This is a genomic window from Rossellomorea marisflavi, from assembly GCF_009806575.1.
GTDB classification, from domain to species: domain Bacteria; phylum Bacillota; class Bacilli; order Bacillales; family Bacillaceae_B; genus Rossellomorea; species Rossellomorea marisflavi_A.
The window spans coordinates 3,785,991-3,810,589 of record NZ_CP047095.1 but is presented as its reverse complement, the minus strand read 5'-3'; the positions used below and the strand labels follow the sequence as shown (position 1 = coordinate 3,810,589).

The following is a 24,599-nucleotide window of genomic DNA, read 5'->3' as shown; positions in this document are numbered from 1 at the left end:
TATGGATAAAGATGAATTGGCAAGGAAACGATGGATGGCGGTTCCGGCCCATATCCGTGAAAAGTTTGAAGGGAACGTATTTTGCCGGACCTGCGGGGTTACAAGGATTATTGATTACATCGTGGATTCGGCGGACTTTAAAGTCTTGTTGATAGGCACCTGCGCTCAATGTGGAGGGCCTGTTAGCCGCGTTATTGATTAAGAAGAGAGCACATGCAAGGCGGATGGGAGACCATCCGTTTTTTTTATTTGCCATATGGAATCACTTCCGTTGGATTAAGGAAAATCAATACGTGTTTATGAAAGCGCTTTTAAAATATAATCAAAGTACGATTGAAAGAGGGGATGATGACAGTGGTAAGAATATTATTGGCATGCTCTGCTGGGATGTCCACCAGCCTGCTTGTGTCGAAGATGAAGGAAGCAGCTGAATCAAAGGGGATGGAGGCTGAGATTTGGGCTGTGGCTCAGGATAAGGCCTTCGTCGACATGGAACGGGCAGATGTGCTTCTGATTGGGCCTCAGATGAGGTTCATGAAGCGGAAGTATGAGGAGAAGGCGAAAGACTATGGAATCCCGGTGGATTCGATCGACCCTGTTTCCTATGGAAGGGTAGACGGAAAATCGGTGCTGGAAAAAGCGATGGATCTTATAAAAAAATGATCAGGGGGGACCTGGGATGAACAAATTTATGCAGGTATTGGAAAATGTGTTGCTTCCGGTTGCAGATAAATTGAATAATAATCGGTATTTGACGGCGCTTAGGGACGGATTCATGGTGGCCCTGCCGTTGATCATCTTCGGATCGATCTTCGTGGTACTCGCCAATCTTCCGTTCTTGGATAAACTGATCGGGAAAGATGCCTATGCCACGTATCAGTCGGCACTCGGGCCTGCATCTGCTGCGACGCTTACGATTATGGGCTTGTTCGTGATCATCGGCATCGGAAGCAAGCTGACGGAACATTACGGGGGAGAAAGTCTTTATGGAGGAGTGGCTGCCCTTGCTGCCTTCCTGATCCTCACGCCGCAGACGTTTGAAGGGGTCAATGGGGTGATTCCGACATCAAGTCTGGGTGCGCAGGGGATGTTCGTAGGGATTTTGACTGCTTTTACGGCAGCGGAGCTCTACCGGTTCTTCACCCAGAGAGGGTGGACGCTGAAAATGCCGAACGGGGTCCCGGATGCCGTAGCCCGCTCGTTCAGCGCGTTGATTCCGATTACCCTGACCTTGAGTACCTTCCTGATTGTCCGGATCATTTTTGAATACCTTCCATATGGAAGCGTACAGAGCTTTGTATATGATGTGGTTCAGGCTCCCCTTACCTCGCTTGGTTCAGGACTTCCTGCAACCATCGTGGCGGTCCTTCTCATCCAGGTGTTCTGGTTCTTCGGACTACATGGACAGATCATCGTGAACTCTGTATTCGACCCGATCTGGTATGCCCTAGCGAATGAAAATCTGCAGGCATTCCAGGCGGGTGAAGAGCTACCGCATATCGTCAGCAAGCAGTTTATCGATTCCTTCATCGTGGGGATGGGGGGATCGGGTATGACCCTTGCCGTCATTCTCGGCATCTTCATCATCGGGAAGAGCAGACAAATGAAAGAACTGGGTAAGATCGGGGCGCCGGCCGGGCTCTTCAATGTGAATGAGCCGATCATCTTCGGTCTCCCCATCATCATGAATCCCCTTGCCTTCATCCCATGGCTGCTGGCACCGGTGATCGTGGCCGTATTTACGTACTTTGTCATGGCAACGGGAATCGTTCCCCCACCGACAGGGGTCATCGTCCCATGGACCACACCGACGATCCTGAACGGGGCCCTGGCGACGAATTCATGGCAGGGTGGCGTGCTGCAGGCAGTGAATATCTTCATCGTCTTCACCATTTGGTGGCCGTTCCTGCGACTCATGGATAAACAATACTATGAGCTTGAACGCAGAGGAGAAGGATCAACGGATGTCAATAAGAGTGCATAACGCAATGCGATTTCAAAAAAGGTGGCGAATGTAATGGAACAGCAGCAAGCAGATCTTACGGAAATATCCTTTCAAATCATCCTCTATGCAGGAAACGGAAAGTCATTTGCCATGGAAGCCATACAGGAAGCGAAGCGGAAAGATTTCAAGCGTGCAGATGAACTGATCGTCCAGGCTGGGGAGGAACTGGCGAAAGCCCATGAGTACCAAACAAAGCTCATCCAGCAGGAAGCCATGGGGCAGAGCAATCCGCTCAATGTGCTGCTCATCCATTCGCAGGATCATCTCATGACCTCGATGACCGTCAGGGATCTGGCTGTAGAAATCATTGAAATCTACCGATACAAGGAGTGGGATAAATGAAAAGGGAATTTCCAGAGGGCTTTTGGTGGGGAAGCGCGACGTCCTCCACCCAGCTCGAAGGGGCCGCATCTGAAGGCGGCAAAGGAAAGAATATATGGGATCATTGGTATGAAATCGAACCCGGTCGTTTCTTTGACGGTGTGGGCCCGGAGCAAACGTCGGGCTTCTATCATCGCTATCGTGACGATATTGCATTAATGAAGGAGATCGGTCACAATACGTATCGATTCTCGATCTCATGGTCACGCCTTATCCCAGGGGGAGAAGGCCCGGTGAACGAAGAGGCGGCCACCTTTTATGGGAATGTCATCGATGAGCTCCTGAGGCATGGCATCGAGCCGTTCGTCACACTGTATCACTTCGATATGCCGAAGGAGATGCAGGATCAAGGGGGCTTTGAGAACCGCCGTGTCGCCGAGGCGTTTGCACGCTACGCAAACATCTGCTTTGAGCGGTATGGTGATCGGGTGAAGAAGTGGTTCACATTCAACGAGCCCATTGTTCCTGTTGAGGGCGGCTACCTGTATGATTTCCACTATCCCAATATCGTGGATGGGAAGAAGGCTTCTCAGGTGGCGTATCACACGATGATTGCAAGCGCACTGGCGATCTCGGAATATAGGAAAGTAGGAGACGGCAAGATCGGGATCATCCTCAACCTGACGCCTTCTTATCCGAGGAGTGAGCACCCTGCTGACGTCAAGGCGTCCAGGATAGCGGATCTTTTCTTCAACCGAAGCTTCCTTGATCCATCGGTTCTCGGGGAATATCCACAGGAACTGATCGATCTTCTTGCTGACCATGATCATCTTCCGGCTGTACTTGAAGGAGACCGGGAGCTTCTGAAGCAGAACACCATCGATCTCCTTGGGGTGAATTACTATCAGCCGAGGAGGGTCAAGGCGAAAGAGTATTTGCCGAATCCGGAGGCACCGTTCATGCCTGAATGGTTCTTCGATCACTATGAGATGCCGGGCAGGAAGATGAATCCGTATCGTGGGTGGGAAATCTACGAAAAAGGCATCTACGATATCATGATGAATCTGAAAGAAAACTACGGGAATATCGAGTCGTTCGTTTCCGAGAACGGGATGGGTGTCCAGGATGAGGGGCGCTTCGAGAAAGAAGGCATGATCCATGACGATTACCGGATCGACTTCATCCGGGGCCATCTCGAGTGGCTCCATACGGCCATTCAAGAAGGATGTCAGGCGAAGGGGTATCATCTGTGGACGTTCATGGACAACTGGTCCTGGATGAACGCGTATAAAAATCGTTATGGATTCTATCAGGTGGATCTCGATACAATGGAGAGGAAGCCGAAGAAGAGTGCCCATTGGTTCAGGGAAGTATCGATGCAAAATGGATTCTGAGCAGTGGCAAGAAGGATGGCGGAAGGGAGGAACGGGGCATGAATACGCGATTCAAACGGATTTTAAAAGAATTGATGGCGGTTGACGGCCTGGTGACGGGCAGTCATCTGGCCGGTGTGTCCCGGGTTTCCTCCCGGACGGTCCGGGAAGATGTGAAGCAATTGAATGATTGCCTGGAGGGACACGGTGCCGTCATCAGGGCGGTCCGTGGAAGGGGCTATACCCTTGAGGTCAAGGAGGAATCCGTCTTTAAGACCTTCCTGCAGCAACTTCTTGAGGTCGGGACTGATAAGCCGGTTGCTCCTGAGCAGCGCGTAGGCTATCTTGTCAGACGCTTCCTTCAGACAGATGGCTACTTGAAGATCCAGGACCTCGCCGATGAGATCCACGTGAGCTTTTCCACGCTGCAGAATGATTTGAAGGATGTTAAGGATATCCTCAGCCGCTATGACCTGCTGCTGGTCAAAAAGCCGAATTACGGCCTGAAGGTGGAAGGCGAGGAAGTGAACGTCCGGTTCTGCCTTGCCGAATACGTCATCGATCGTACCACGCCGGTCCGCAGGCAGATCCAGACCCTTCCCGATCTGCATGATGAGGAGCGTCTGGCTTTGATCTGGACGGTGGTGGAAAAGTATGTGGATCGCCACGGACTTCAGATGTCCGATATTGCTATGAACAACCTGGTTATCCACATTGCGATTGCCTGTAAGCGGATGATGTCGGGGAATCTCATATCCGCCATCACCCTCCAGATGGAGGAGATCCTTAAGGAAAAAGAGTACACCATCGCAGAGAAGATGGTGGAGGAGCTCAATGAAGTGCTGGAGGTGCGTTTTCCGCAGGTTGAGATCGCCTATATTGCCCTTCATTTATTGGGTACGCGCCTTGTGACGGAGCAGCGGCTTGAAGTCGAGTATCTGCAAGATGCAAAAGGTGAGGGGTATGCCACGCTCGTTGATGATATCCTTCTCGCAGTCGAGCGTGAATGGAAGATCCGCCTGACGGAAGATGAAGAACTGCGCGCAGCCCTCCTCATCCATCTGAAGCCAGCCATCAACCGATTCCGCTACGGCATGAATATCCGCAATCCCCTATTGGACGATATCAAGAAGAACTATCCCGTTGCATTCGAAGCAGGGGTCGTCGCCGGCAGGATCATCGATGAAAACATGGAGGTGCAGATCGATGAAAACGAGATCGGTTACTTGGCTCTGCACCTGGGAGCGGCCATCGAACGGCAAAATCTAGCCGGATCAGGGCCAAAGCGCGTCATCATCGTTTGTGCATCCGGTGCAGGAAGCGCCCGTATGATCAAGTATAAGCTTCAATCGAAATTCCGCCATGAAATGGACGTAGTGGCCACCACCGAATACTACCATCTGAAGAACCACAACTTGGAGGAAATCGACTTCATCATTTCCTCCATTCCCCTGGAAGAAGACCTCCCCGTGCCCGTCATACATGTAAGAACCATCTTATCAGGAGAAGACTATGCCAGGATCCAGTCTCATCTGGATCTCCAGCCGCATTCACACCTGGCCTATTTGAGGAGGGATTGCCTGTGGGTAAATGAACACTATTCCACAAAGGAAGAAGTACTCTCCGGACTGACAGATAAACTGGTGAAAAAAGGGCTCGTCGACCCTACCTTTTTTGACAGCGTAATGCGACGGGAAGAGATTGCCTCCACCTCTTTCGGCCCTCTTTTGGCCGTTCCCCATCCGATTTCTCCACAGTGGGATGAGACCTTTCTCGCCATCTGTTCCCTTGAAAAGCCGGTAGTATGGAATGGTGAGCCTGTGCAGCTCGTCTGTATCCTGAATGTAAAAAAGGAAAGTACCGAAGACCTGCAAATGGTCTATGCCTTTTTAACCGGTTTGGTGGAGAACCAGGAGCTGGTTCAAAAATGTCTCAGGTCACGGTCTGTAAGCGAGCTGTGGGAGATCCTGACCGGCGTCTGAATATGCCATCGATCCCTTTTGACCTCATCCGCCCTGGGCGGTATAATCTGGTATGAATGGCTTTAGGGAGAGGATGCAGGTGCACGTCGAAGAAGTAAGGAAACACCTCCATGCTTTCAAGTATGATGCCGGCCAGGGAGTGATCCAAAAGCTCGACCTGGAAAAGGAGGAGCGCCTCCTAAACAGGATGGCGGATTTGGAACCCTGCGATGAGTGTGAATCGGGGCTGATGGAGCTTGGAGAAGAATATAAGAGATTGAGAGCAAGATTGCCTGAACTGGAGAAAGCGGATTTTCGTTCACATAGGAAAGTGCTGAACAAGCTGTTGAATCATGTCCATAAGGTTCATAAGGTGGTGCCCCAGAACTACTATATTGGTGTATTCATGCCGCTTGGACTGACTTTCGGAATGCTGATCGGCCTGGGATTCCTCGAGAATATGGTCTATGGCTTCACCTTGGGGATTTCAATCGGTATCGCCATCGGTGCCGGACTTGACGCGAAAAGCAAAAAAGATGGATTGACGTTTTAAAAAGAAGGATGACGATAGGGTCATCCTTCTTTTTTGTTCTGTTATACGACCGTTTAAGCAAATGACATCCGGTTTATCAACAGGTTATCCACTTTAAACAAACGTTTGATTAAAAATGGCCTGCCGGATCCTTTCCTTTGCCCCCTTTCGCCACTTCTTCACAGCTTCGGGTGACACACCTTCTATGTCGGCGATTTCGCTGATCGACAGCATATGAAGGGAGTGAGCGATGACCCATTTCTTCTGATTGGCCGTAAGGTTCTCGCAGTAGGAGAGGAGGATTTCCACCGATAGGGTGTCCAAATCGTCACCGCCTGCTTCCGTGGCTCCCTCCTCCAGTGCGACCCCACGCTCTTCTACCTGTACTTCCCTCTTCAGCTCAGACAGAATCCGTCCCCTGATATACGAATAAGCGAAGGACGTGAACGTTCCTTTAGATGGTTCAAATTTCATATATGCCTCCCAGAGGGCGATCAAGCCGGTCTGGTAATAGTCATGATGATTTTTGTAGATGCGCAGGGTGTGGATGATTTTGTGGATCATCTGGCTGTATTGTTCATGGACGAGTTCAAATGGTTCCATCTTCGATTCCTTTTGAGCAGGCGCCGCTCTGTTTTCCCGGTATATCCACAGTAAGGGAGAAAAGGATGGGTGGCAAAAGCCCCAATCAGCCCTGCATCAGGGGATAAAGCCGCTTGGACCTGTGGATAACGGAAGTTTCTTTTAAGAAAACCTCAAGTTTTCTGTCAATTCAAGAAAAGTGAAAATTGATTAATGAATTTGTCATAATTTATGGTGAGGTTGTCTACACAGATATACAAATATTGCCACTGTCTTCCTATATGATAGAGTTCATAGATTGGAGGGACGAGTGGATGAGAATCGGATTGGTTGTATTGGGACTATTGACCTCCTCGGTGGTGATCGGAGGCAAGTATCACTGGGAAGGGGAGGTGAAGGAAGTGCAGGCGTCGGCTTATGCCTCGCACCAGGATGTGCTGGCAGGAGAACGTGCAGAAGCGGAGGAGAAAGCAGAAAAGGAAAGGCATCGGATGCAGATATTGGACAGGATCAATGGGTTACCACGTGATGTTCAGCCGCTCTTCAGGGAAAAAGCGGCCCAAGGAAAGCCTGTACGCATGATGATTGCCGGGTCATCCTCGACATCGGATGAAGCAGGAGCCTGGCCGGATACGGTGAAAGAGGCCTTGACGAAAGAATACGGAGAAGAGCTCCTCTCCGTCTCCATCCATGAAGTCGGAAGAAAGACATCCAGAGAGGTGGTGAAGGATGGACTTCATCTTCCACTGGCGAAAGAAAAGCCGGATCTACTTCTTTTGGAACCGTTTCTTCTTGCGGATAATAGTCGCATCGATATGAAGGAAAGGCTGAAGAATCTTACTGCCATCCTGGATGCGTTCAAGAAAGAGAATCCTGATATCAAGATTCTTCTACAGCCTTCCAACCCCATCCCCGATGCTCACTATTACCCAATGGAAGAGAAGAAGCTGAGAGAGTATGCCAAGGATCATCACTATCCATACATAGATCATTGGAAGGCTTGGAAGGATGTCGAGTCTCAGGTGACAAAGAAGGAGCTGCCGAATAAGGATGGGAATGCAGTATGGGCGTCCTTCATGGTGGATTATTTTGTGGATAAGTCCCATTGAACCCGGCGTGTGCCGGGTTTTACTTTTAGCTTTAAATAGATCTTTGTATACACGAAATATCCTGCAAAAGGTAAAAAAACTAATAAATAACTATTCTGAAATATCTTTATTTAAAAAACATTTGACAGTCTATCAATTAAAGTTGTATATTATATTTTGTGGACTTCTAAATAAAACTTTATTAGGATAATAAAGTTAACCCACTACAACTAAATAGTATGGCTTAATCGATCGAGCGGAGGAATCATGCAAGTGGTATTTCAATACCTTGGGGTGAATCCTTTTACCAGGTAGGGAACTCTCAATCCCGAATCCGACAGTTAACTCCGTATGCCAGTTGAGAGAAAGAACCTTTATTTTTCAACCAAAAGGCTGTTCTTTCTTAAGAACGGTCTTTTTTTGCTTTACGCACATCATCCAAGAGGGGGACCATCTATGAAAAAAATTCGTTTCGGTTTAGCCACCCAGATCTTCGTCGGGTTGATCCTGGGTATCCTTGTCGGGGTCATCTGGTTTAATGACCCGCGTGTTGCTACGTATCTCCAGCCGTTGGGAGACCTTTTCCTTCGTTTGATTAAAATGATCGTCATTCCGATCGTCATCTCCACTCTCATCGTCGGTGTGGCAGGTACCGGGAACGGAAAGGCTTTCGGCCGTCTTGGGGCAAAGACGATCATCTACTTCGAGGTCATCACGACCGTCGCCATCATCCTCGGGATCATCCTGGCGAACGTGTTCCATCCTGGAAGTCACGTCAACCTAGGATCTGTTGAGAAGACAGACATCCAATCCTACGTGGATACATCAGAAGACCAGAAAGACAAAACCATCGCAGAAACCTTCCTGCATATCGTTCCGACAAACTTCTTCCAATCCATCGCGGAAGGGGACATGCTGGCCATCATCTTCTTCTCCGTGCTATTCGGACTTGGAGTAGCAGCCATCGGGGAACGGGGGAAACCGGTCGTTCAATTCTTTGACGCCGTTTCCCATGCCATGTTCCACGTCGTCAACATGGTCATGAAGGTCGCACCACTCGGCGTATTCGCCCTGATCGGGGTAACCGTATCTAAATTCGGGATCGATTCCCTGGTGTCACTCGGCAAGCTTGTCGGCCTCGTCTATGCGGCCTTGATCTTCTTCCTGATCGTCGTATTGGGACTGGTGGCCAAATGGGCCGGAGTGAACATCTTCACTCTACTTAAATACTTGAAGGATGAGCTTCTACTCGCCTTCAGTACATCGAGCTCCGAGACCGTACTTCCACGCGTCATGGAGAAGCTTGAAAAGATGGGTTGCCCGAAGGCCATCGTATCCTTCGTCGTACCGATCGGGTACACCTTCAACCTTGATGGATCGGTCCTGTATCAGGCCATCGCCGCCCTGTTCCTCGCGCAGGTCTACGGCATCGACCTTTCCATCATGCAACAGATCACCCTCATCCTTGTCCTTATGGTGACATCGAAAGGGATGGCTGCTGTACCTGGTACATCCTTCGTCGTCCTCCTTGCCACCCTTGGTACCATCGGGGTACCGGCAGAAGGCCTTGCCTTCATCGCAGGGGTCGACAGGATCATGGATATGGCCCGTACCGTCGTCAACTTAACAGGTAACACACTTGCCGCTATCGTCATGTCCAAATCAGAAGGACAGTATGACGCAGATCATGGAAATGAAGTCATGAAGGCTGGTTAGGAAAAACCTCCGCTCAAGAATCGATTGAGCGGAGGTTTTTTGTCATTCATTCTTTACAAATCCCTAATATCTCTTCCATATTCCCTTCATATCCAGGGGCTAGACTGGATGAAAAAGGCGAAGGATGTGGACCGCATGTTCCATTTGATCAAATCAGACTACAGGGCATATGGGTTATCCCCGAAAGGATTGATCATCAGCTTCTTCAATGCTTCGACCTTCTGGCTTGTCGTGATGTACCGGATCGGGCACGCCCTTCATGTAAAGCGGGTGCCGCTCATTCCCAGGATCCTCCGGTCGGCAGGTATCATCTTCTATGGTGCCGAGATTTCCTACGGTGCCGAAATCGGTCCCGGCTTCCGGATTGCCCACTCGGTTGGGGTGGTGATCGGAACGAAAGTGAAGGCCGGGGCAAACCTGGAGGTGTTCCAAAATGTCACGATCGGGGGCAGGGACCAGGAGCGGAATGGTCAAATAAAGCCGATCATCGGTGATAATGTGACCATCTTCACGGGGGCCGTCGTTGCCGGTCCCGTCATCATCGGGGATAATGTGTCAGTCGGGGCGAATTCAGTCGTGACGAAGGATATCCAGCCGGATGTGATCGTTGCGGGAGCGCCTGCCAGGCCGGTGGGGAAGGTAGAGGTGGCGCATTCTTTGAGGAGTATGAGCGTATAGGAAAGACCGTCCAAGAGATTGGACGGTCTTTTCTATACTATTAGTCTATCAAGCCGTTCCAGCTTTCAGCAGCATTCCATCAAGAGGTCTTCCCATGATGGTTTCTGTCCAGGATGATGTCTGCAATAATGTCGAGAGATCGGTTCCAGTATCAATCCCCATCTGATGAAACATATTGACCATATCTTCTGTGCACACGTTACCGACTGCCTTAGGGGCAAATGGACAGCCTCCGAGGCCGGAAATCGAAGAATCAAAGCGGCGGACCCCAGCCTGGTAGCCAGCCAACGTATTGGCAAGTCCCAGCCCGCGGGTGTTATGGAAGTGGAGGCCGAGTTTCATGTCTTCTCCAAACTCCCTGTGGAACATCTTCACCAGATCATGGACCTGCTGGGGATTCGCCATGCCTGTTGTATCGGCCAGGGTGATCCCTGTACATCCTGCATGAAGGAAACGTTCAGCCACATGAAGGACAGTGCTGGATTCCACCTTGCCTTCGAAAGGGCATCCGAAAGCGGTGCCGAGGACACCGAGCACGTCCTTGGAGGCAGCGGAGCCTTCACGGATGACGTCCTCAAGCTCGGTAACCGATTGGGCGACCGTCCGTTTGACATTCTTGAGATTGAAGCTGTCGCTTGTAGTCGTGACGACATGGAGACAGTCGACATCCGTCGTAAGGGCCCTTGTCAGGCCCGAGCGACTCAGGATGAGTCCTGCGTATGTGACCCCGTCGCCTTTGGGGAGTGCGTTGAGCACCTCTTCTGCATCTGCCATTTGAGGGACGACGGTAGGGTTGACGAACGAAACAGCTTCGAAATAACGAACACCAGATTCAATCAGACGTGTAATCAGCTCGGCTTTTTCCGCAATGCTGAGGATTTTAGGCTCATTCTGGAGCCCGTCACGTGGACCTACTTCACAGATTTCTATCATCCTGGATCCTCCTTTTACTGTTTGGCGCTTTTTATCTTATCCAAATGCTTCAAGACATGATCCCGTCCCTGGTAGATGTGTTCGTGCATGGCGATTCTGGCCCTTTCAGGCTCTTTATTCTGTATGGCCTGCAGAATGATTTTGTGGATTTCCAATGATCGTTTTAATTGATTGTCATCATACCAATAGAATGATCTATAAACGATAGGGACGACAACAACTTTCGACAGATGAAAATGCAGATGGGCGTTGTTCGCTGCGTGGATGATCACTTCATGAAACTGCTGGTTCACATCAACGATTTCCTTGACCCTGACCAGGTCGGATTCCCCATAATCTTGAATGACCTTTTCATATTGAATGTTCGCGCTCTCCATTTTGACTAAATCCTCTTCTGTCCGATGGATGGCTGCCTGGCTTGCAGCATACCCCTCGAGGAGAGTCCTGAGGTCATAGATCTGCCGGATGTCTTCATTAGTGAAGTTTCGGACACTCACGCCCCGTTTCAGGGGGACAACCAACCCGTCTGCTTCAAGGTGCCGGATGGCTTCCCTGATCGGTGTTCTGCTAAGATTCAGTTCCTTGGCAAGGAATTCTTCTCCCAATCGCATACCCGGGGTATAACGACCGTCAATGATTGCGCCTTTAATATATTTGTATGCATCCATACCAACACCTCATGTACATTGTATACAATAAAAATAAAATTCACAATATTTAATAAATAAAAGCGCTTTATTTAAATAGTTATTGACTAATTGTATACAAGAAGTTAAATTTGTATACAAGATTAAGAAAATTCTAACAAGGAGAGGATCATGTGGAGGAACAAAAGCTTCCATTGGAGGACTTGCGAGTGGTGGAACTGGGGACCTTGCTGGCCGGACCTTTCAGCGGCAGGATGCTGGCTGATTTCGGAGCTGAAGTGATCAAGGTGGAGCCTCCGGGCAAATCGGATCCCATGAGAAATTGGGGGAAGTCCAAAGACGGGATCGGTCTATGGTGGCCGATTCAATCGAGGAATAAGAAGTCGATCACGCTCAATCTCAGAGAAGAGAAAGGACAGGAAATCTTAAAGGAGCTTGTGAAAGAAACAGATATCATCATTGAAAACTTCCGACCTGGAACGATGGAAAAGTGGAATCTATCATATGAGGAACTCTCTGCCATCAACCCCCGCCTCATCATGGTACGGACATCAGGTTTCGGTCAAACGGGCCCATATAAAAATCGTGCGGGTTTTGGAAGTGTCGGAGAGGCCATGGGTGGGCTGAGGAATGTGACAGGATTTGAGGATCGTCCTCCCTCCCGCATAGGAGTATCGGTAGGAGATACGCTGGCCGCTCTCTTTGCCACGATCGGTTGTTTGGTGGCGGTACATGAGAGAAATCATTCGGGTAAAGGTCAGGTGGTGGATACGGCCCTGTATGAATCGGTTTTCTCCATTATGGAAAGTCTGATTCCCGATTATCTCCTTGCCGGGTATGTAAGGGAACGGATGGGGAATATCCTGCCGGGAGTAGCCCCGTCCAATATCTATTTCACAAAAGATCGCACCTATATCGTGATAGGGGCAAACTCTGATGGGGTATTTTCGCGCTTGTGTGAGGCAATGGGGAACCCTGGCCTTGCAGAGGATGAGCGGTTTTCCACTCATTATGCCCGGGGTGAAAATATGAAGCTCATTGATTCCATCATAGAGGAATGGACAAAATCCTTGGATGCACAAGAGGCACTGGAGATCCTTGCTGAGAAAGGAGTGCCTTCGGGGTTGATTTACACGGCAAAGGAAATCCTGGAGGATCCTCATTATAAGGAGAGGGAGATGATTCTCAAGGTTGACCATCCTGATCTGGGTGAATTCCCCATGCCTGGAATCGTTCCAAAGCTCAGTCGAACACCTGGAAGGGTCAAAGAAGCCGGGGCAGAGAAAATGGGCAAGCATAATATGGAAATCTATTCAGGCATGTTAGGGATGAAGGAAGAGGAAATGGAAACGCTCAAAAAAGAGAATATCATCTGAAAAAATGTAAGCGCTTGATTTTATTCGTTCAAAGAACAGGAGGAGGAAGAATGAAAGAGAAATCGATTAAGGAACCGATTCGTAAGAAGTGGATTTGGGTCTTCATGGTTTTATTAGTCATGGCCGTAGTACCGTGGTACTTTCCCTCTGCTGCCGTTGAACCATTCATACTCGGCTTTCCCTTATGGGCGTTTATTTCCCTCATTTTTTCGATTGCTCTGTGTGGCTATTTGAGCTGGCTGTGCCGAACTCAGTGGAATCTTGTTGAAGATGAAGAAGAGTCTGAGCGAATGAAGGAGGAGCGATAAGGGATGGAACTTACGTTTGCAGGTGCTGATGGGATTATCATACTCTCGGCTTTTGCCGTGATCATGCTGGTGATCGGGTATTTTTCGGGCAGGGGTGAGAAGAACCTTCACCATTCTCTTTCAGGATATTATCTAGCTGGGCGGAATCTTGGAATCATCGCGCTATTCTTTACTTTATATGCGACTCAATACAGTGGGAATACGATAGTGGGGTACGCCCCTTCGGCCTATCGGACCGGATTTTCTTGGCTTCAATCCATTTCCTTCATGACCATCATCATCGGGATCTATCTTTTATTTGCTCCCAGACTCTATGTTGTAGCGAAGCGCCGCAACTTCATTACACCAACGGATTGGGTGCATCATCGTTTTCAATCAAAGGCCGTGACATTGTTGAGTATCTTTCTCATGCTGTGGGGTCTTGGAAACTATCTATTAGAGCAGCTTGTAGCGATTGGTCATGCGGTTTCAGGTATGACGGGAGGGACAATCCCCTATCAGATCGCTGTTCTTGCTTTTATCTTCGTGATGTTGGCTTATGAATGGATGGGAGGAATGAAAGCGGTTGCTTTTACCGATGTCATGCAGGGGATCATCCTAATGGTGGGCATCATTGTATTCCTCATCGGTGGTCTTTATCTTGTGGGTGGCAATTTTGCAGATGTTACCCGGTATATTCATGAAATGGAGCCGGTCAAAACCGCCGTTCCGCCGACAGAAGTATCCATTAACTGGTTTAGCATGCTGCTCCTGGTCGGATTAGGTGCAAGTATATACCCACATGCGGTGCAGCGGATCTATTCGGCACAGAGTGAAAGGACGCTTAAGAAATCATTTTCCAGGATGGCGTGGATGCCCCTCATTACAACAGGCTTGGTGTTTATCGTAGGTATTACAGCCATCATGTTGTATCCAGGCCTGGATACCGTCGGTTCAGAGCAGATCGTCGGCATGCTGGCTAATGACATTGCGGCCATCAATCCATTTTATTATTGGATGATGATCATTTTCTTCGGTGGCATCGTGGCGGCCATCGTGTCGACTGCGGATTCAGTCCTCCTGAGCTTCTCTTCCATGATTTCCAATGATGTGTACGGGCGCTTTATGAATCCGCGTGCGTCTGAGCACAGGAAGGTCATGGTTGGAAAGGTGGTCGGGGTTGTGGCTGTCTTCCTGCTTCTATGGGTGGCGTGGAATCCTCCAGGTACTCTGTATGAAATCTTTATTTTGAAATTTGAACTGCTGGTTCAGGTTTTCCCGGCGTTTGTCCTCGGTCTTTATTGGAAAGGGCTTGATAAGAAGGCGGTTTTCTGGGGAATGCTTTTCGGTGCGTTACTTGCTGGGGTCCTTACTCTTACAGGCAATAAAACGATTTATGGTATCCACGGGGGTGTGATCGGTCTTGGATTGAACTTTGTCATCTGTGTGGTAGGATCATGGTTGCTTCCGTCGGCTGCCGATAAGCCGGTTGAACAGGAGGAATATCAAACATTACGCTCTAAAGCCAATTAGCAGGGAAGGAGAATGGCAGATTGATAGAATTCAACCCCAGTCAGTTACATGATAATCAAATGTATAAACTATTAAGTGGATCGGTTGTTCCAAGGCCGATTGCCTGGGTGTCGACCATTTCCGAGGCAGGGGGGTTGAATCTGGCTCCATTCAGTTTCTTTACGGTCGCTTCGCGTAATCCTCCGATGCTCTGTTTCTCCATCGGACCAGGTGTAGGGGAGAGGACAGGTACGGAAAAGGATACATTCGTGAATATAAAAGCGATCGGTGAGTTCGTCGTAAATGTGGTTCCTTCCTCTCTCGGGAATCAAATGCAGGTTACAGCTGAAAACGTGGAGGAAGCAATAGATGAATTTAAAAGGGCAGGCGTTACTCCTGTCGAGAGTCGTACCGTAAGGGCGAAACGGGTGAAAGAAGCGCCGATCCAGATGGAGTGCTGCTTGGAGCAGATGATTTCCCTTGGCTCTGACTGGTTGATCATCGGAAGAGTGACCCATTATCACATTCAGGAAGACGTGTATCTGGGGGATTATAAGGTGGACTTGGACCGTCTTTCTCCCCTGGGGCGCTTGGCAGGGAATTATAGTGAGGTGGGAGAGATCTTTACGCTTCCCAGATGACAAAAGGAAAAAGGCCGGATCCGGCCTTTTTCCTTTATCCTTGTCTCCCAACTTGCCGAAGGTAGGCACGCAGGTCGTCCCCGAGTCCATCCCTCTTCAACGCAAAGTCCACTGTTGCACGTATAAAGCCGAACTTATCGCCGATGTCATACCGCTCCCCGTCGAATTCCTGCGCATAGACTGGATGTGTCCTGCTATAGTGATTGATGGCATCGGTGAGCTGGTATTCGCCTCCTGCTCCGGGTCCGAGGTCTTCAAGGTAGGAGAAGATCTCGGGTGTGAGGATGTAACGGCCCATGATGGCAAGGTCTGATGGGGCATGGGAAGGGTCGGGTTTTTCAATGAGTCCGTCGACGAGGTGGCAGCCCGATCGCGCAGTTTTGGGACCTTTTTGGACGATCCCATATTTTCCGGTTTCGTCGCGGTTGATGCGCTGGACCCCGAGGATGGGACCGCCCAGCTCATCGTAAGCGCTGACGAGCTGCTTCAGGCACGGGACCTCGGAGTCGATGAGATCATCGCCGAGCATGACGGCAAAGGGGGAGTCCCCGATGAACGAGCGTGCGCACAGGACGGCATGCCCGAGTCCGAGGGGCTCCTTCTGCCTGATATAATGGATGTTTGCGAGGTTCGAAATCGATTGGATTTCTTCAAGCTCCTCCCATTTCTCCTTGTCTGCCAAGGTGGATTCGAGTTCATAGGATTTATCGAAGTGATCTTCGATGCTTCTTTTTCCCCGGCCGGTGATGATGATGATATCCGTGATACCGGAAGTGACGGCTTCCTCGATGATGTATTGGATCGTCGGCTTGTCGACGATGGGGAGCATTTCCTTGGGCTGCGCTTTCGTCGCCGGCAGGAACCGTGTCCCCAGACCGGCAGCGGGAATGATGACTTTCGTGACATTCTTCAATCCTATCAGCCTCCTCTTCTTTTTCTCCTATCTTATCAGAATAGGAGCGGGGATATGACATTGGATGCTCTCCTTCGCCATCAGTCGAAGATTTTTCCCGGATTCAGGATTCCTTCAGGGTCGAGGAGAAGCTTGAAGGATTTCATGACCTTGGCGGCCTCTCCATGTTCCTGCTCCTGATACTTTTTCTTGCCGATGCCTACACCGTGTTCGCCTGTGCTGGTCCCTCCTGATCCCAGAGCCTTCAATACGAGCTCTTCATTGATATGAAGGGCTTTTTTCCTTTCTTCCGGTTTCTTCGGATCATAGACGATGCTCGTGTGGAAGTTTCCGTCTCCGACGTGTCCGAAGACGCCCCCAAGGAGCCCGCTGTCTTCGATGAGAGTCCGGGCATGGACGACGAGTTCGGCGAGATGGGATAGGGGAACGCACACATCGGAGCCGAGCATCTTCTTCCCGGGAATATGGCTGAAGGCATAGGAGAGCTCATGTCTTGCCCGCCAGATTTCGCTCCGTTCCTTCGAGCCCGCAGCTCGTTCCCAGTGGCTGCATCCTGCATCCTTCATGAGCTCTTCTGCGAGACTTGCTTCTTCCTCAGCGCCGCCCTTCGTTCCGGCGAATTCGAAGAAGAGGGAATGTTCCTCGGGGAACTCGTACTGACCATATGCATTCACCTGACGGATGCTCTCGGAGTCGACCAGCTCGATCCGCTGGACGGGGATCCCGCTCATGAGGATCATGTGGGCCGCTTCTGCACAGGCTTTCGGGGAAGGAAACGTACAACGCGCGGCGATCAGATGCTCCGGCGTTCCATGCAGCTTCAGGGTGATGCCGGTGATGATGCCGAGGGTTCCTTCTGATCCTGTGAAGAGGCCATTGAGGTGATATCCGCTGGAAGATTTTTTGGCACGGCTGCCGGTGTGGATGACTCTGCCGTCAGCCAGTACCACTTCAAGGTCGAGTACCTGATCCCTCATGGATCCGTATCGGACGGCCGTTGTCCCGCTTGCGTTCGTTGCAGTCATGCCGCCGATGCTTGCATCCGCTCCCGGGTCGATGGGGAAGTAGAGACCATGGCGGTTGATCTGTTTGTTCAGGGCAAGGCGGGTGATGCCGGGCTGGACGGTGACGCTCATATCCTCGGGGCTGAAATGGAGGATGCGGTCCATCCGCGTGAAATCGAGGGAGATTCCGTTCTGGACCGGGATTGCGCCTCCGTCCAATCCGGATCCCGCTCCGTATGGGGTCACGGGGATCCCGTACCGGGAAGCGGTTCGAAGAATGGCCACTACACCTTCCGTATCTTCCGGTGAAGCGACCACATCCGGGTTGACCCCGGGATGATGGGACTCATCATGGCTGTGCTGAAGCAAGGCGGTTTCGTTGATGGTTACGCCGTCTGCTCCAATTGCTTCTATTAATTCATTGATCCATTGGGGATCCATGGGATCACACCTTCCTCGTTTTACTAATTTTCAAAAAAGTCTATTTACAGGTAGGGTATCATACCGTACGATACATGTATACGGTATACCGGGAATGATTCAAACGAGGGGGGACGGGTTTGATCATAAAGAAAACACTTGCAGGTCAGGCGTTCCAGATGCTCAGGAAACAGATTCTTTCAGGGGAGCTGTCCTCAGGGGATGAGCTTCCGGAGAAAAGGCTTGCCGAAGAATATGGGATCAGCCGGACGCCGATCAGGGAAGCGCTGAGGAAACTCGCCGCCGAGGGGCTGGTGACGATTTCTGAAGCGAAGGTCGCCGTTGTCGCTTCCTTTACCGAGGAGGATGGGCTGCAGCATCTGGAGATCAGGGAGCTTCTCGAGGTATATAACCTCGATGTGATCCCGGGATTGGGTGAGGGCCTCATGGGTGAACTTGATGACAATCTGGAAGCACAGCACCGTGCGATACTCGAAGACCGATACGATGCATTCATTGACCTGGACCGGCGCTTCCATCTCCTGTTGGCAGCGCCTAATCCGAATCCGAAGCTGAAGGAAATGATCAAATCATCCAATACGGGAGTGAACCGAGCCTTCCTCGGTCTGTCGGGAAGGCTCAGGATGAGTGCGATGGAAGCCTACGAAGAGCATGTTCGCCTTGTCCGATTCCTCAAGGTCGGCGACCGGGAATCAGCGAAAAGGCAAATGCGTCATCATATGACTCAGATCAGACAGCGCATGCAGGGATACTATAGAGAAGATCGATAAAAGGGGGAAGGGTCATGGCACAGTGGCAAACGCCGGAAGCATTGCGGGCACTGCTTTGTGAGCTCGTCAGCTGGCACAGCAGGACATTGACGGAAGGGGAAATCGAGTTCCCGAGGAAGCTGATGGAGAAAATGAAGGGCATTTCGTATTTTACCGAGCATCCGCAGCAGCTTAAGCTTGGGGAAGCCGATCTTGGACGGTCGTTCCTGACGGCCCTTTATAAGCATCCGCAAGCAACGAAGACCATTGTCCTCATCAGTCACTTCGACACGGTGAGTACGGAAGAATACGGGGTGCTCGAAGCACTTGCATTCAATCCAGAGGCGCTCACAAAAGAGCTCCCTCAATATGCGGCCGAACTTCATCCCGAAGCGAAGAAGGATCTCGAAGCCGGCACGTTCCTGTGGGGACGCGGCACGATGGACATGAAGGCGGGACTTGCCGTCCATATGGCGACCATCGAGAAAGCTTCAGCAGAGGGGTGGCCGGTGAATCTGGTCCTTTTGACGGTTCCGGATGAGGAGATCAACTCTTCCGGTATGAGGGCTGCCGTGACGGCCCTCAATGACATGAGGGATGAACATGGACTTACGTACACCCTCTTCCTGAACGGGGAGCCGGTCTTTTCCCAGAACCCGACGGATACGGCTTATAAGATCTATTCGGGCTCCATCGGGAAAATCATGCCGTCAGCGCTTTTCTATGGGAAGGAAACCCATGTCGGAGAGCCTCTCAGCGGGTTGACCTCATCGTTCATGGCGTCATTCCTGACCCGGAAGATGGAATGGAATCCCCTGTTCCGGGAAAGCGACCAAGGAGAATCGACACCGCTTCCCATCACATTGCTCCAGGAAGACCTGCGCCTGAATTATTCGGCCCAGACGCCGTTCGGTACCGTGGCCATGTACAATGTGTTCACGATGAAGCGTTCGGCCGCCGATGTGATGAATACCTTTGAAGAGGTGGCCAGGGAAGCGGCAGAAGAGTGCAATGAGTGGTACCGGGAGCTGTGCGAAAGGGAAGGGATCCCGTCGATCGGCGACGTATCCGTCCTGCGCTACGGGGAGCTTCTCCGTTATGCCGAGATGAAGATGGGGAAGGAATATATCGAAGCATTGAGGCAGGATATCCGCTCATACATCGGGGATGATCGGGAGAAATCATTCAAGATGGCCGACACCCTTCTCATCGACTGTCAGGAGTTGACGCCTGCCATCGTCTTGATGTACACCCCCCCGTATTACCCTGCGGTGAACACGTCTGACCATCCGCTTGTGCAGAAGCTGGTGGAGAAGGTGACCAAGGAGGCGGAGAAGTCTTTCGGACTGGAGGTGGAGCAGATCCACTACTTCAACGGGATCTCAGACTTGAGCTATGTGAATTTCAAGGATGAGCATCACGGCTGGACCGTGTATGAGGAAAATACCCCGGTGTGGGAAACGACGTACTCCATTCCGTTCGATGCCATGACAAGCCTTGACGCCCCCGTCCTGAACGTGGGACCGTTCGGGAAGGATGCCCATAAGCGCACCGAAAGGCTTCATATCGAGAGCGCATTTGTGAAGACGCCTGCTTTTGTGGAAGCTGTGATCAAAGAGGTAATGAATGATTGAATGACCGCGATCAGGGATCATCCCCTGCGCGGTTTTTTTATAGGAAAATGGCGACTAAAAACTTTTTTTACAAATAAAGTTAAACTTTTTAACAATATAGTGGAAGTTTTTAATGATATACCTATAATAATGATAAAGTTCTAGTTCTTTAGGACTAAAAAATATGGGGTGATCATGTGAAAAAGTTTGAGGTGTTGATAAACGGAAGAACGGCAGCGATTTATCCTTCCTATGACGGAGTGCATCAGTCAAAGGTTGTCGATTGTTCAGGGGAAATCACGTACAGCAAGAAGTCTGTGAAAGAAGTGCTTGAAGAATCCTGCATCGTCCACGGGTCCGATTATAACGGACGAATCAGGGCGGTTCGAAGAGTATTGTCGTACGATCGAAAAACGCCGCTTTTGGTCAGTCTGATGGACTACATCCTGGCCATCCCTACACAATCACCCGATAATGATGATTGCATCTGGTTATTCTGCCGTCATATCCATTCAACGACCGTCGCCTGCGGTAAGACGTTTGTCCATTTCTCCAACGGGATGAAAATGGAAGTGAATTGTTCGTATGACGTGCTACATAGACAGCTCCAACGCGGCGCGGTGACGATGAATTATTTCAGCCGCTATCCGAGACCGCATTGAAGCTTTTGAAGATCCGTATGAAATAGAATCGTTTCTGCTGGAACCCTGTTGATCAAGGATGGCATAAGGAGAACTTTCTCTTCTTTGACTGTCACCATTCCTTGATGAACCGGGTTTTTTAGTTGTCGAGGTAATGTTAAAATATAATTTTATGAATTTTACAAATCCGTTGAAATATAATTTTAAAAGGGATTATAATAAGAATGAAAGCGCGTACGAGATTTAGGAGGAATTGAAATGCAGGATAATGTGTATGAACTGGGAACCGAGAAGGTCAATCCGGATACGTTAAAGATCGATACTGCCAGTACCGGTGAAGTGTTGCGGATGATGAATGACGAAGATCATAAAGTGGCGGAAGCCGTTAAAAAAGTCCTTCCCGTCGTGGAAGAAGTCGTGGATAAGGTGGTAGCTTCCATCTCTGCCGGGGGCAGGCTCATCTATATGGGGGCAGGTACAAGCGGCAGGCTCGGCGTCCTGGATGCTGTGGAATGCCCACCGACATTCAGCGTGGGGAGCGATGTGGTCGTCGGCTTGATTGCCGGTGGTGAACGGGCGTTCGTCAAAGCGGTAGAGGGAGCGGAAGACAATGAAGGGCTCGGTGCATCGGATCTTGCTGCACTTCAACTTGCTCCTGAAGATACGGTCGTTGGGATTGCGGCAAGCGGGCGGACACCGTATGTCATCGGGGGACTCAGGTACGCAAGGGAAGTCGGGGCCGTTACCGTCGCGCTCTCCTGCAACGAAGGGGCGAGAATATCTGAGGAAGCCGAGCATAAAATTGAAGTGAATGTAGGTCCCGAAGCACTGACGGGTTCAACCAGGCTCAAAGCGGGGACTGCTCAGAAGCTCGTGCTCAACATGATCTCCACTGCTTCCATGATCAAACTTGGAAAAGCTTACGGCAACCTCATGGTTGATGTGAATATCAGCAACTATAAGCTGGAACGAAGGGCCGTCGGCATCATCCGTGATATCACGGGGACCGACGAAGATACGGCGCTGAAGACGTTGAAGCTTGCCCATAATGAGGTCAAGGCATCAATCGTCATGATCAAGCTCGGCTGCGGGTATGACGAGGCGAAGGACCGGCTGCGGGATGCCAACGGGTACGTTCGGGTGGCTATTGAAGAATAGTCCCACCCGCTGGCGTCAGATATAAAAAAATAAAAGGGGTCGAGAGGAGAGGGTCGCAGTGACAAACAGAGAACTGGCAGCGGCGATATTGAGGAAGTTCGGTGGTGCGGGGAACATCACGAGCTATGAGCATTGCATGACAAGGCTTCGTGTGAAGGTTGCAGATGAAAGCCTTGTCGAGAAGGCAACGATGAAAGACATCGACGGCGTCATCGGATTTGTGGAAGATGACACCTATCAGGTCATTTTGGGACCGGGGAAAGTGAACAAGGTCACGGAAGAGTTCGGGAAACTCGTTGCAGAAGATGGCAGTGACATCGACCTGAAAGCACGGGCCGCCGATCGGAAAGCCGAACTGAAGAAAAAGAACAGTACACCGGTCAAGCTTTTACTGAGAAGGATTGCCAATATCTTCATCCCTCTCATTCCGGCCCTGATCGCTTCGGGTCTGATCACAGGCTTCACAAAATTCTTCGTCCAGGCCGGATGGCTGAATGGTGAATCTAATCTTGTCATGATGCTGTCCGTAATCGGTAGCGGGTTGTTTGCCTACCTCGGCATCCTTGTCGGGGTGAATGCTGCCAAGGAGTTCGGTGGTTCACCGGCACTCGGGGGCCTTGCGGGGATTCTGATCATCAATCCGGCCATCGGTGACATCGCCCTCTTCGGGGAAAATCTCCTTCCGGGCAGGGGCGGCTTGATCGGGGTCTTGATTGCAGCAGTCTTCATGGCCTTCGTGGAGAAGAACGTACGGAAGATCATGCCTCAGGCCATCGATATCATTTTCACACCGACAATTGCACTCTTGGTCACAGGTTTACTGACATATACCGTATTCATGCCTGTGGGTGGATTCATATCTGATATTATTACTAAAGGATTATTATCATTGATCGAAGTCGGCGGAATCGGTGCAGGATTCGTCCTTGGGGCGACATTCCTTCCCCTCGTCGTGACCGGACTGCATCAGGGCTTGACGCCTGTGCATCTTGAGCTCATCAATTCCATCGGGGATGATCCCCTTCTGCCGATCCTCGCCATGGGTGGGGCCGGTCAGGTTGGAGCGGCCTTTGCCATTTTCTTCAAAACAAAGAAACCGAAGCTGAAGCGGGCCATCGGGGGTCCCTTCCTGCCGGGATCCTCGGCATCGGTGAGCCGTTGATCTTCGGGGTGACGCTGCCTCTTGGCCGTCCGTTCCTGACAGCTTGTCTCGGCGCCGGTTTCGGCGGAGCTTTCCAGGCGCATTTCGATGTGGCGACTTTCGCCATCGGTGTCTCGGGTGTACCGCTGATCTTCCTTGTGAACGCAGGGGAAATCCTCTATTATGTCATTGGATTGCTTATTGCCTATCTCGCAGGCTTCCTGTTGACGTATGCATTCGGATTCAAAGATGAGATGGCGAGTGAGTTTGAATGATCGGTATTTCGATTTATCTGTCTGATCCACGTGCAGAAGAACGAATCATCCGGGCCTCTGCCATGGGGATCAAACAGGCTTTCACATCCTTTCATATTCCGGAGGAACCTGCCGGGCAGGAGCGGATACGCCAGCTCCTTTCCCTTTTCCATGATGAAGGTTTCGAAGTGTTCGCCGATGTCTCACGGCAGACTCCGGAGATGCTCGGCCTTACATGCTTCAGGGAGATGAGGTCGCTTGGGGTCACGGCACTGAGACTGGATGATGGGTTCTCACGCGAGGATGTGGAGCATCTTTCCCATCACTTCAAGCTTGCCATCAATGCCAGTACCGTCAGGAAGGAAGAAGTCGAGGACTGGTTGGGGATGGGAATCGATCCTTCCGCCCTGATTGCGTGGCACAATTTTTATCCGCGAAGGGAAACGGGGATCAGCTCAGCGTTTTTCCGGTCCCAGCAGAGGATGTTCGACTCATTCGGGATTCCCGTGTATGCTTTCGTACCCGGTGATGAGGAACAGAGGGGACCGTTATTCCAGGGGCTCCCGACGCTTGAAGATCACAGGCACGGGGATCCGTATGTACATGCGGCCGGTCTTTTCCATGAAGGGGTCAGCGGTGTATTCATCGGTGATCCTGGATGGTCGGCAGAGCTTCTGCACCATCTTCACGAGCTGGACGGGAATGGGATCATCACCCTTTCCTATGAAGGCGCGGACGAGGTGGACGGAGAGTATGCGCTGAGACCGGACCCGGGGCGGGATGTTCTCAGGATCATGAACACAAGGATGGCTGCCGGCGTTTCGCCTGAAGCATGCATTGAGCGCACGCCGGGAGCCATCACGAGGGATAATGATGACTATGGGCGCTACCGCGGGGAGATGGGGATCGTCATCCGCCCATTGGAAGCCGATCCTTCCGTCAACGTGGTGGGCTGGGTCCATGAACGGCATATGCCGCTCCTTCAATTCTTGAAACCGTCCCAGCGGATTCGCTTTAAAAAATATATTTGATC

General features: G+C 50.7%; 24 protein-coding genes, 1 pseudogene and 1 riboswitch. Of the genes and pseudogenes, 20 read left to right on the top strand and 5 right to left on the bottom strand.

All coding sequences use genetic code 11. The annotated features are described in order from the left end of the window. Window position 1: 1 nt before the first annotated feature. The 7 genes from D5E69_RS19700 (at window position 2) to D5E69_RS19670 (ending at window position 6,213) form a co-directional block, all read left to right on the top strand. On the top strand, window positions 2-202 hold the full coding sequence (locus D5E69_RS19700; protein ID WP_048006601.1) for a hypothetical protein: 201 nt from the start codon (window positions 2-4) through the stop codon (window positions 200-202). Between the two features lie 152 nt (window positions 203-354). Next, a complete protein-coding gene (locus D5E69_RS19695; protein ID WP_048006618.1) occupies window positions 355-663 on the top strand; it encodes a PTS sugar transporter subunit IIB in 309 nt (102 codons plus the stop codon). A gap of 16 nt (window positions 664-679) precedes the next feature. Continuing rightward, window positions 680-1,984 carry a PTS cellobiose transporter subunit IIC gene (celB, locus tag D5E69_RS19690; RefSeq protein WP_048006600.1) on the top strand — a complete coding sequence of 435 codons (1,305 nt, stop codon included), beginning with the start codon at window positions 680-682 and terminating at the stop codon, window positions 1,982-1,984. A 33-nt stretch (window positions 1,985-2,017) separates the two neighbouring features. Continuing rightward, window positions 2,018-2,347, top strand: a complete 330-nt coding sequence (locus D5E69_RS19685) for a PTS sugar transporter subunit IIA (RefSeq protein WP_048006599.1) — start codon at window positions 2,018-2,020, stop codon at window positions 2,345-2,347. Then, window positions 2,344-3,720: a glycoside hydrolase family 1 protein gene (locus D5E69_RS19680; RefSeq protein ID WP_048006598.1), complete on the top strand. Its 1,377-nt coding sequence runs from the start codon at window positions 2,344-2,346 to the stop codon at window positions 3,718-3,720. The genes D5E69_RS19685 and D5E69_RS19680 overlap by 4 nt, the downstream gene beginning before the upstream one ends. Window positions 3,721-3,758: 38 nt before the next feature. After that, window positions 3,759-5,681, top strand: coding sequence for a BglG family transcription antiterminator (locus D5E69_RS19675; protein WP_048006617.1), 1,923 nt, complete (start codon window positions 3,759-3,761; stop codon window positions 5,679-5,681). A 79-nt stretch (window positions 5,682-5,760) separates the two neighbouring features. Then, the gene (locus tag D5E69_RS19670; protein ID WP_063190575.1) at window positions 5,761-6,213 is read left to right on the top strand and encodes a ZIP family metal transporter; all 453 of its coding nucleotides are present in this window, start codon (window positions 5,761-5,763) and stop codon (window positions 6,211-6,213) included. 93 nt (window positions 6,214-6,306) lie between these two features. On the opposite strand, the gene D5E69_RS19665 is transcribed toward D5E69_RS19670, so the two are convergent. Further along, window positions 6,307-6,795 carry a sigma-70 family RNA polymerase sigma factor gene (locus D5E69_RS19665; RefSeq protein WP_048013230.1) on the bottom strand — a complete coding sequence of 163 codons (489 nt, stop codon included), beginning with the start codon at window positions 6,793-6,795 and terminating at the stop codon, window positions 6,307-6,309. Window positions 6,796-7,088: 293 nt separating this feature from the next. Here D5E69_RS19665 and D5E69_RS19660 point away from each other — a divergent pair, with 293 nt between their 5' ends. The 3 genes from D5E69_RS19660 (at window position 7,089) to D5E69_RS19650 (ending at window position 10,256) form a co-directional block, all read left to right on the top strand. Then, window positions 7,089-7,883 carry an SGNH/GDSL hydrolase family protein gene (locus D5E69_RS19660; RefSeq protein WP_063190576.1) on the top strand — a complete coding sequence of 265 codons (795 nt, stop codon included), beginning with the start codon at window positions 7,089-7,091 and terminating at the stop codon, window positions 7,881-7,883. Between the two features lie 210 nt (window positions 7,884-8,093). Next, window positions 8,094-8,232: riboswitch (cyclic di-AMP (ydaO/yuaA leader) on the top strand. A gap of 86 nt (window positions 8,233-8,318) precedes the next feature. Beyond that, window positions 8,319-9,578: a glutamate/proton symporter GltT gene (gltT, locus tag D5E69_RS19655; RefSeq protein ID WP_048013228.1), complete on the top strand. Its 1,260-nt coding sequence runs from the start codon at window positions 8,319-8,321 to the stop codon at window positions 9,576-9,578. A 108-nt stretch (window positions 9,579-9,686) separates the two neighbouring features. Then, window positions 9,687-10,256, top strand: coding sequence for a serine O-acetyltransferase (locus D5E69_RS19650; RefSeq protein ID WP_053072506.1), 570 nt, complete (start codon window positions 9,687-9,689; stop codon window positions 10,254-10,256). Window positions 10,257-10,304: 48 nt separating this feature from the next. Here D5E69_RS19650 and D5E69_RS19645 read toward each other — a convergent pair whose 3' ends face one another. Both D5E69_RS19645 and D5E69_RS19640 read right to left on the bottom strand, forming a co-directional pair. Next, window positions 10,305-11,189, bottom strand: coding sequence for a hydroxymethylglutaryl-CoA lyase (locus tag D5E69_RS19645; RefSeq protein ID WP_159130099.1), 885 nt, complete (start codon window positions 11,187-11,189; stop codon window positions 10,305-10,307). 14 nt (window positions 11,190-11,203) lie between these two features. Then, the gene (locus tag D5E69_RS19640; protein WP_048006593.1) at window positions 11,204-11,857 is read right to left on the bottom strand and encodes a GntR family transcriptional regulator; all 654 of its coding nucleotides are present in this window, start codon (window positions 11,855-11,857) and stop codon (window positions 11,204-11,206) included. A 152-nt stretch (window positions 11,858-12,009) separates the two neighbouring features. On the opposite strand from D5E69_RS19640, the gene D5E69_RS19635 reads away from it, so the two are divergent. The 4 genes from D5E69_RS19635 to D5E69_RS19620 are packed head-to-tail and all read left to right on the top strand — an operon-like array spanning window position 12,010 to window position 15,652. Then, complete coding sequence (locus D5E69_RS19635) at window positions 12,010-13,212, top strand: CaiB/BaiF CoA transferase family protein (RefSeq protein ID WP_048006592.1); 1,203 nt, start codon at window positions 12,010-12,012, stop codon at window positions 13,210-13,212. A 50-nt stretch (window positions 13,213-13,262) separates the two neighbouring features. Then, window positions 13,263-13,520 (top strand): hypothetical protein, encoded by a 258-nt coding sequence (locus D5E69_RS19630; RefSeq protein ID WP_048006591.1) that lies wholly within the window; start codon window positions 13,263-13,265, stop codon window positions 13,518-13,520. Window positions 13,521-13,523: 3 nt separating this feature from the next. Then, window positions 13,524-15,032 carry a sodium:solute symporter family protein gene (locus D5E69_RS19625; RefSeq protein WP_048006590.1) on the top strand — a complete coding sequence of 503 codons (1,509 nt, stop codon included), beginning with the start codon at window positions 13,524-13,526 and terminating at the stop codon, window positions 15,030-15,032. Between the two features lie 59 nt (window positions 15,033-15,091). Then, window positions 15,092-15,652 carry a flavin reductase family protein gene (locus D5E69_RS19620; RefSeq protein ID WP_231578880.1) on the top strand — a complete coding sequence of 187 codons (561 nt, stop codon included), beginning with the start codon at window positions 15,092-15,094 and terminating at the stop codon, window positions 15,650-15,652. A gap of 34 nt (window positions 15,653-15,686) precedes the next feature. On the opposite strand, the gene galU is transcribed toward D5E69_RS19620, so the two are convergent. Together galU and D5E69_RS19610 are read right to left on the bottom strand one after the other, a co-directional pair. Further along, window positions 15,687-16,565 carry a UTP--glucose-1-phosphate uridylyltransferase GalU gene (galU, locus tag D5E69_RS19615; protein WP_200843170.1) on the bottom strand — a complete coding sequence of 293 codons (879 nt, stop codon included), beginning with the start codon at window positions 16,563-16,565 and terminating at the stop codon, window positions 15,687-15,689. Window positions 16,566-16,645: 80 nt separating this feature from the next. Continuing rightward, complete coding sequence (locus D5E69_RS19610) at window positions 16,646-18,010, bottom strand: FAD-binding oxidoreductase (RefSeq protein ID WP_148794287.1); 1,365 nt, start codon at window positions 18,008-18,010, stop codon at window positions 16,646-16,648. Window positions 18,011-18,129: 119 nt separating this feature from the next. Between D5E69_RS19610 and D5E69_RS19605 the strand changes: the two genes are divergently transcribed. The 6 genes and pseudogenes from D5E69_RS19605 to D5E69_RS19580 all read left to right on the top strand — a co-directional run bounded on the left by D5E69_RS19605 (window position 18,130) and on the right by D5E69_RS19580 (window position 24,597). Continuing rightward, a complete protein-coding gene (locus D5E69_RS19605) occupies window positions 18,130-18,780 on the top strand; it encodes a GntR family transcriptional regulator (protein WP_148794289.1) in 651 nt (216 codons plus the stop codon). A 14-nt stretch (window positions 18,781-18,794) separates the two neighbouring features. Then, window positions 18,795-20,393, top strand: coding sequence for a M20/M25/M40 family metallo-hydrolase (locus tag D5E69_RS19600; RefSeq protein WP_048013224.1), 1,599 nt, complete (start codon window positions 18,795-18,797; stop codon window positions 20,391-20,393). A 176-nt stretch (window positions 20,394-20,569) separates the two neighbouring features. Further along, window positions 20,570-21,034, top strand: a complete 465-nt coding sequence (locus D5E69_RS19595) for a competence protein ComK (RefSeq protein ID WP_048006586.1) — start codon at window positions 20,570-20,572, stop codon at window positions 21,032-21,034. 237 nt (window positions 21,035-21,271) lie between these two features. Next, window positions 21,272-22,171 carry an N-acetylmuramic acid 6-phosphate etherase gene (murQ, locus tag D5E69_RS19590; RefSeq protein ID WP_048013223.1) on the top strand — a complete coding sequence of 300 codons (900 nt, stop codon included), beginning with the start codon at window positions 21,272-21,274 and terminating at the stop codon, window positions 22,169-22,171. Window positions 22,172-22,229: 58 nt separating this feature from the next. Continuing rightward, a pseudogene (locus D5E69_RS19585) lies at window positions 22,230-23,587 on the top strand (PTS transporter subunit EIIC). Further along, entirely contained in the window at window positions 23,584-24,597 is a 1,014-nt protein-coding gene (locus tag D5E69_RS19580; protein ID WP_148794290.1) for a MupG family TIM beta-alpha barrel fold protein, read from the top strand. Before D5E69_RS19585 ends, D5E69_RS19580 begins: the two are co-directional and overlap by 4 nt. The last annotated feature ends 2 nt before the right edge of the window (window positions 24,598-24,599 follow it).

Coding starts and splice junctions, on each gene's coding strand:
- D5E69_RS19645 (WP_159130099.1), bottom strand. CDS start 11,189: ATGATAGAAATCTGTGAAGTAGGTCCACGTGACGGGCTCCAGAATGAG.
- D5E69_RS19640 (WP_048006593.1), bottom strand. CDS start 11,857: ATGGATGCATACAAATATATTAAAGGCGCAATCATTGACGGTCGTTAT.
- D5E69_RS19625 (WP_048006590.1), top strand. CDS start 13,524: ATGGAACTTACGTTTGCAGGTGCTGATGGGATTATCATACTCTCGGCT.
- D5E69_RS19630 (WP_048006591.1), top strand. CDS start 13,263: ATGAAAGAGAAATCGATTAAGGAACCGATTCGTAAGAAGTGGATTTGG.
- D5E69_RS19610 (WP_148794287.1), bottom strand. CDS start 18,010: ATGGATCCCCAATGGATCAATGAATTAATAGAAGCAATTGGAGCAGAC.
- D5E69_RS19685 (WP_048006599.1), top strand. CDS start 2,018: ATGGAACAGCAGCAAGCAGATCTTACGGAAATATCCTTTCAAATCATC.
- D5E69_RS19600 (WP_048013224.1), top strand. CDS start 18,795: ATGGCACAGTGGCAAACGCCGGAAGCATTGCGGGCACTGCTTTGTGAG.
- D5E69_RS19660 (WP_063190576.1), top strand. CDS start 7,089: ATGAGAATCGGATTGGTTGTATTGGGACTATTGACCTCCTCGGTGGTG.
- D5E69_RS19665 (WP_048013230.1), bottom strand. CDS start 6,795: ATGGAACCATTTGAACTCGTCCATGAACAATACAGCCAGATGATCCAC.
- gltT (WP_048013228.1), top strand. CDS start 8,319: ATGAAAAAAATTCGTTTCGGTTTAGCCACCCAGATCTTCGTCGGGTTG.
- murQ (WP_048013223.1), top strand. CDS start 21,272: ATGCAGGATAATGTGTATGAACTGGGAACCGAGAAGGTCAATCCGGAT.
- D5E69_RS19675 (WP_048006617.1), top strand. CDS start 3,759: ATGAATACGCGATTCAAACGGATTTTAAAAGAATTGATGGCGGTTGAC.
- D5E69_RS19650 (WP_053072506.1), top strand. CDS start 9,687: ATGAAAAAGGCGAAGGATGTGGACCGCATGTTCCATTTGATCAAATCA.
- D5E69_RS19620 (WP_231578880.1), top strand. CDS start 15,092: ATGTATAAACTATTAAGTGGATCGGTTGTTCCAAGGCCGATTGCCTGG.
- D5E69_RS19700 (WP_048006601.1), top strand. CDS start 2: ATGGATAAAGATGAATTGGCAAGGAAACGATGGATGGCGGTTCCGGCC.
- D5E69_RS19580 (WP_148794290.1), top strand. CDS start 23,584: ATGATCGGTATTTCGATTTATCTGTCTGATCCACGTGCAGAAGAACGA.
- celB (WP_048006600.1), top strand. CDS start 680: ATGAACAAATTTATGCAGGTATTGGAAAATGTGTTGCTTCCGGTTGCA.
- D5E69_RS19680 (WP_048006598.1), top strand. CDS start 2,344: ATGAAAAGGGAATTTCCAGAGGGCTTTTGGTGGGGAAGCGCGACGTCC.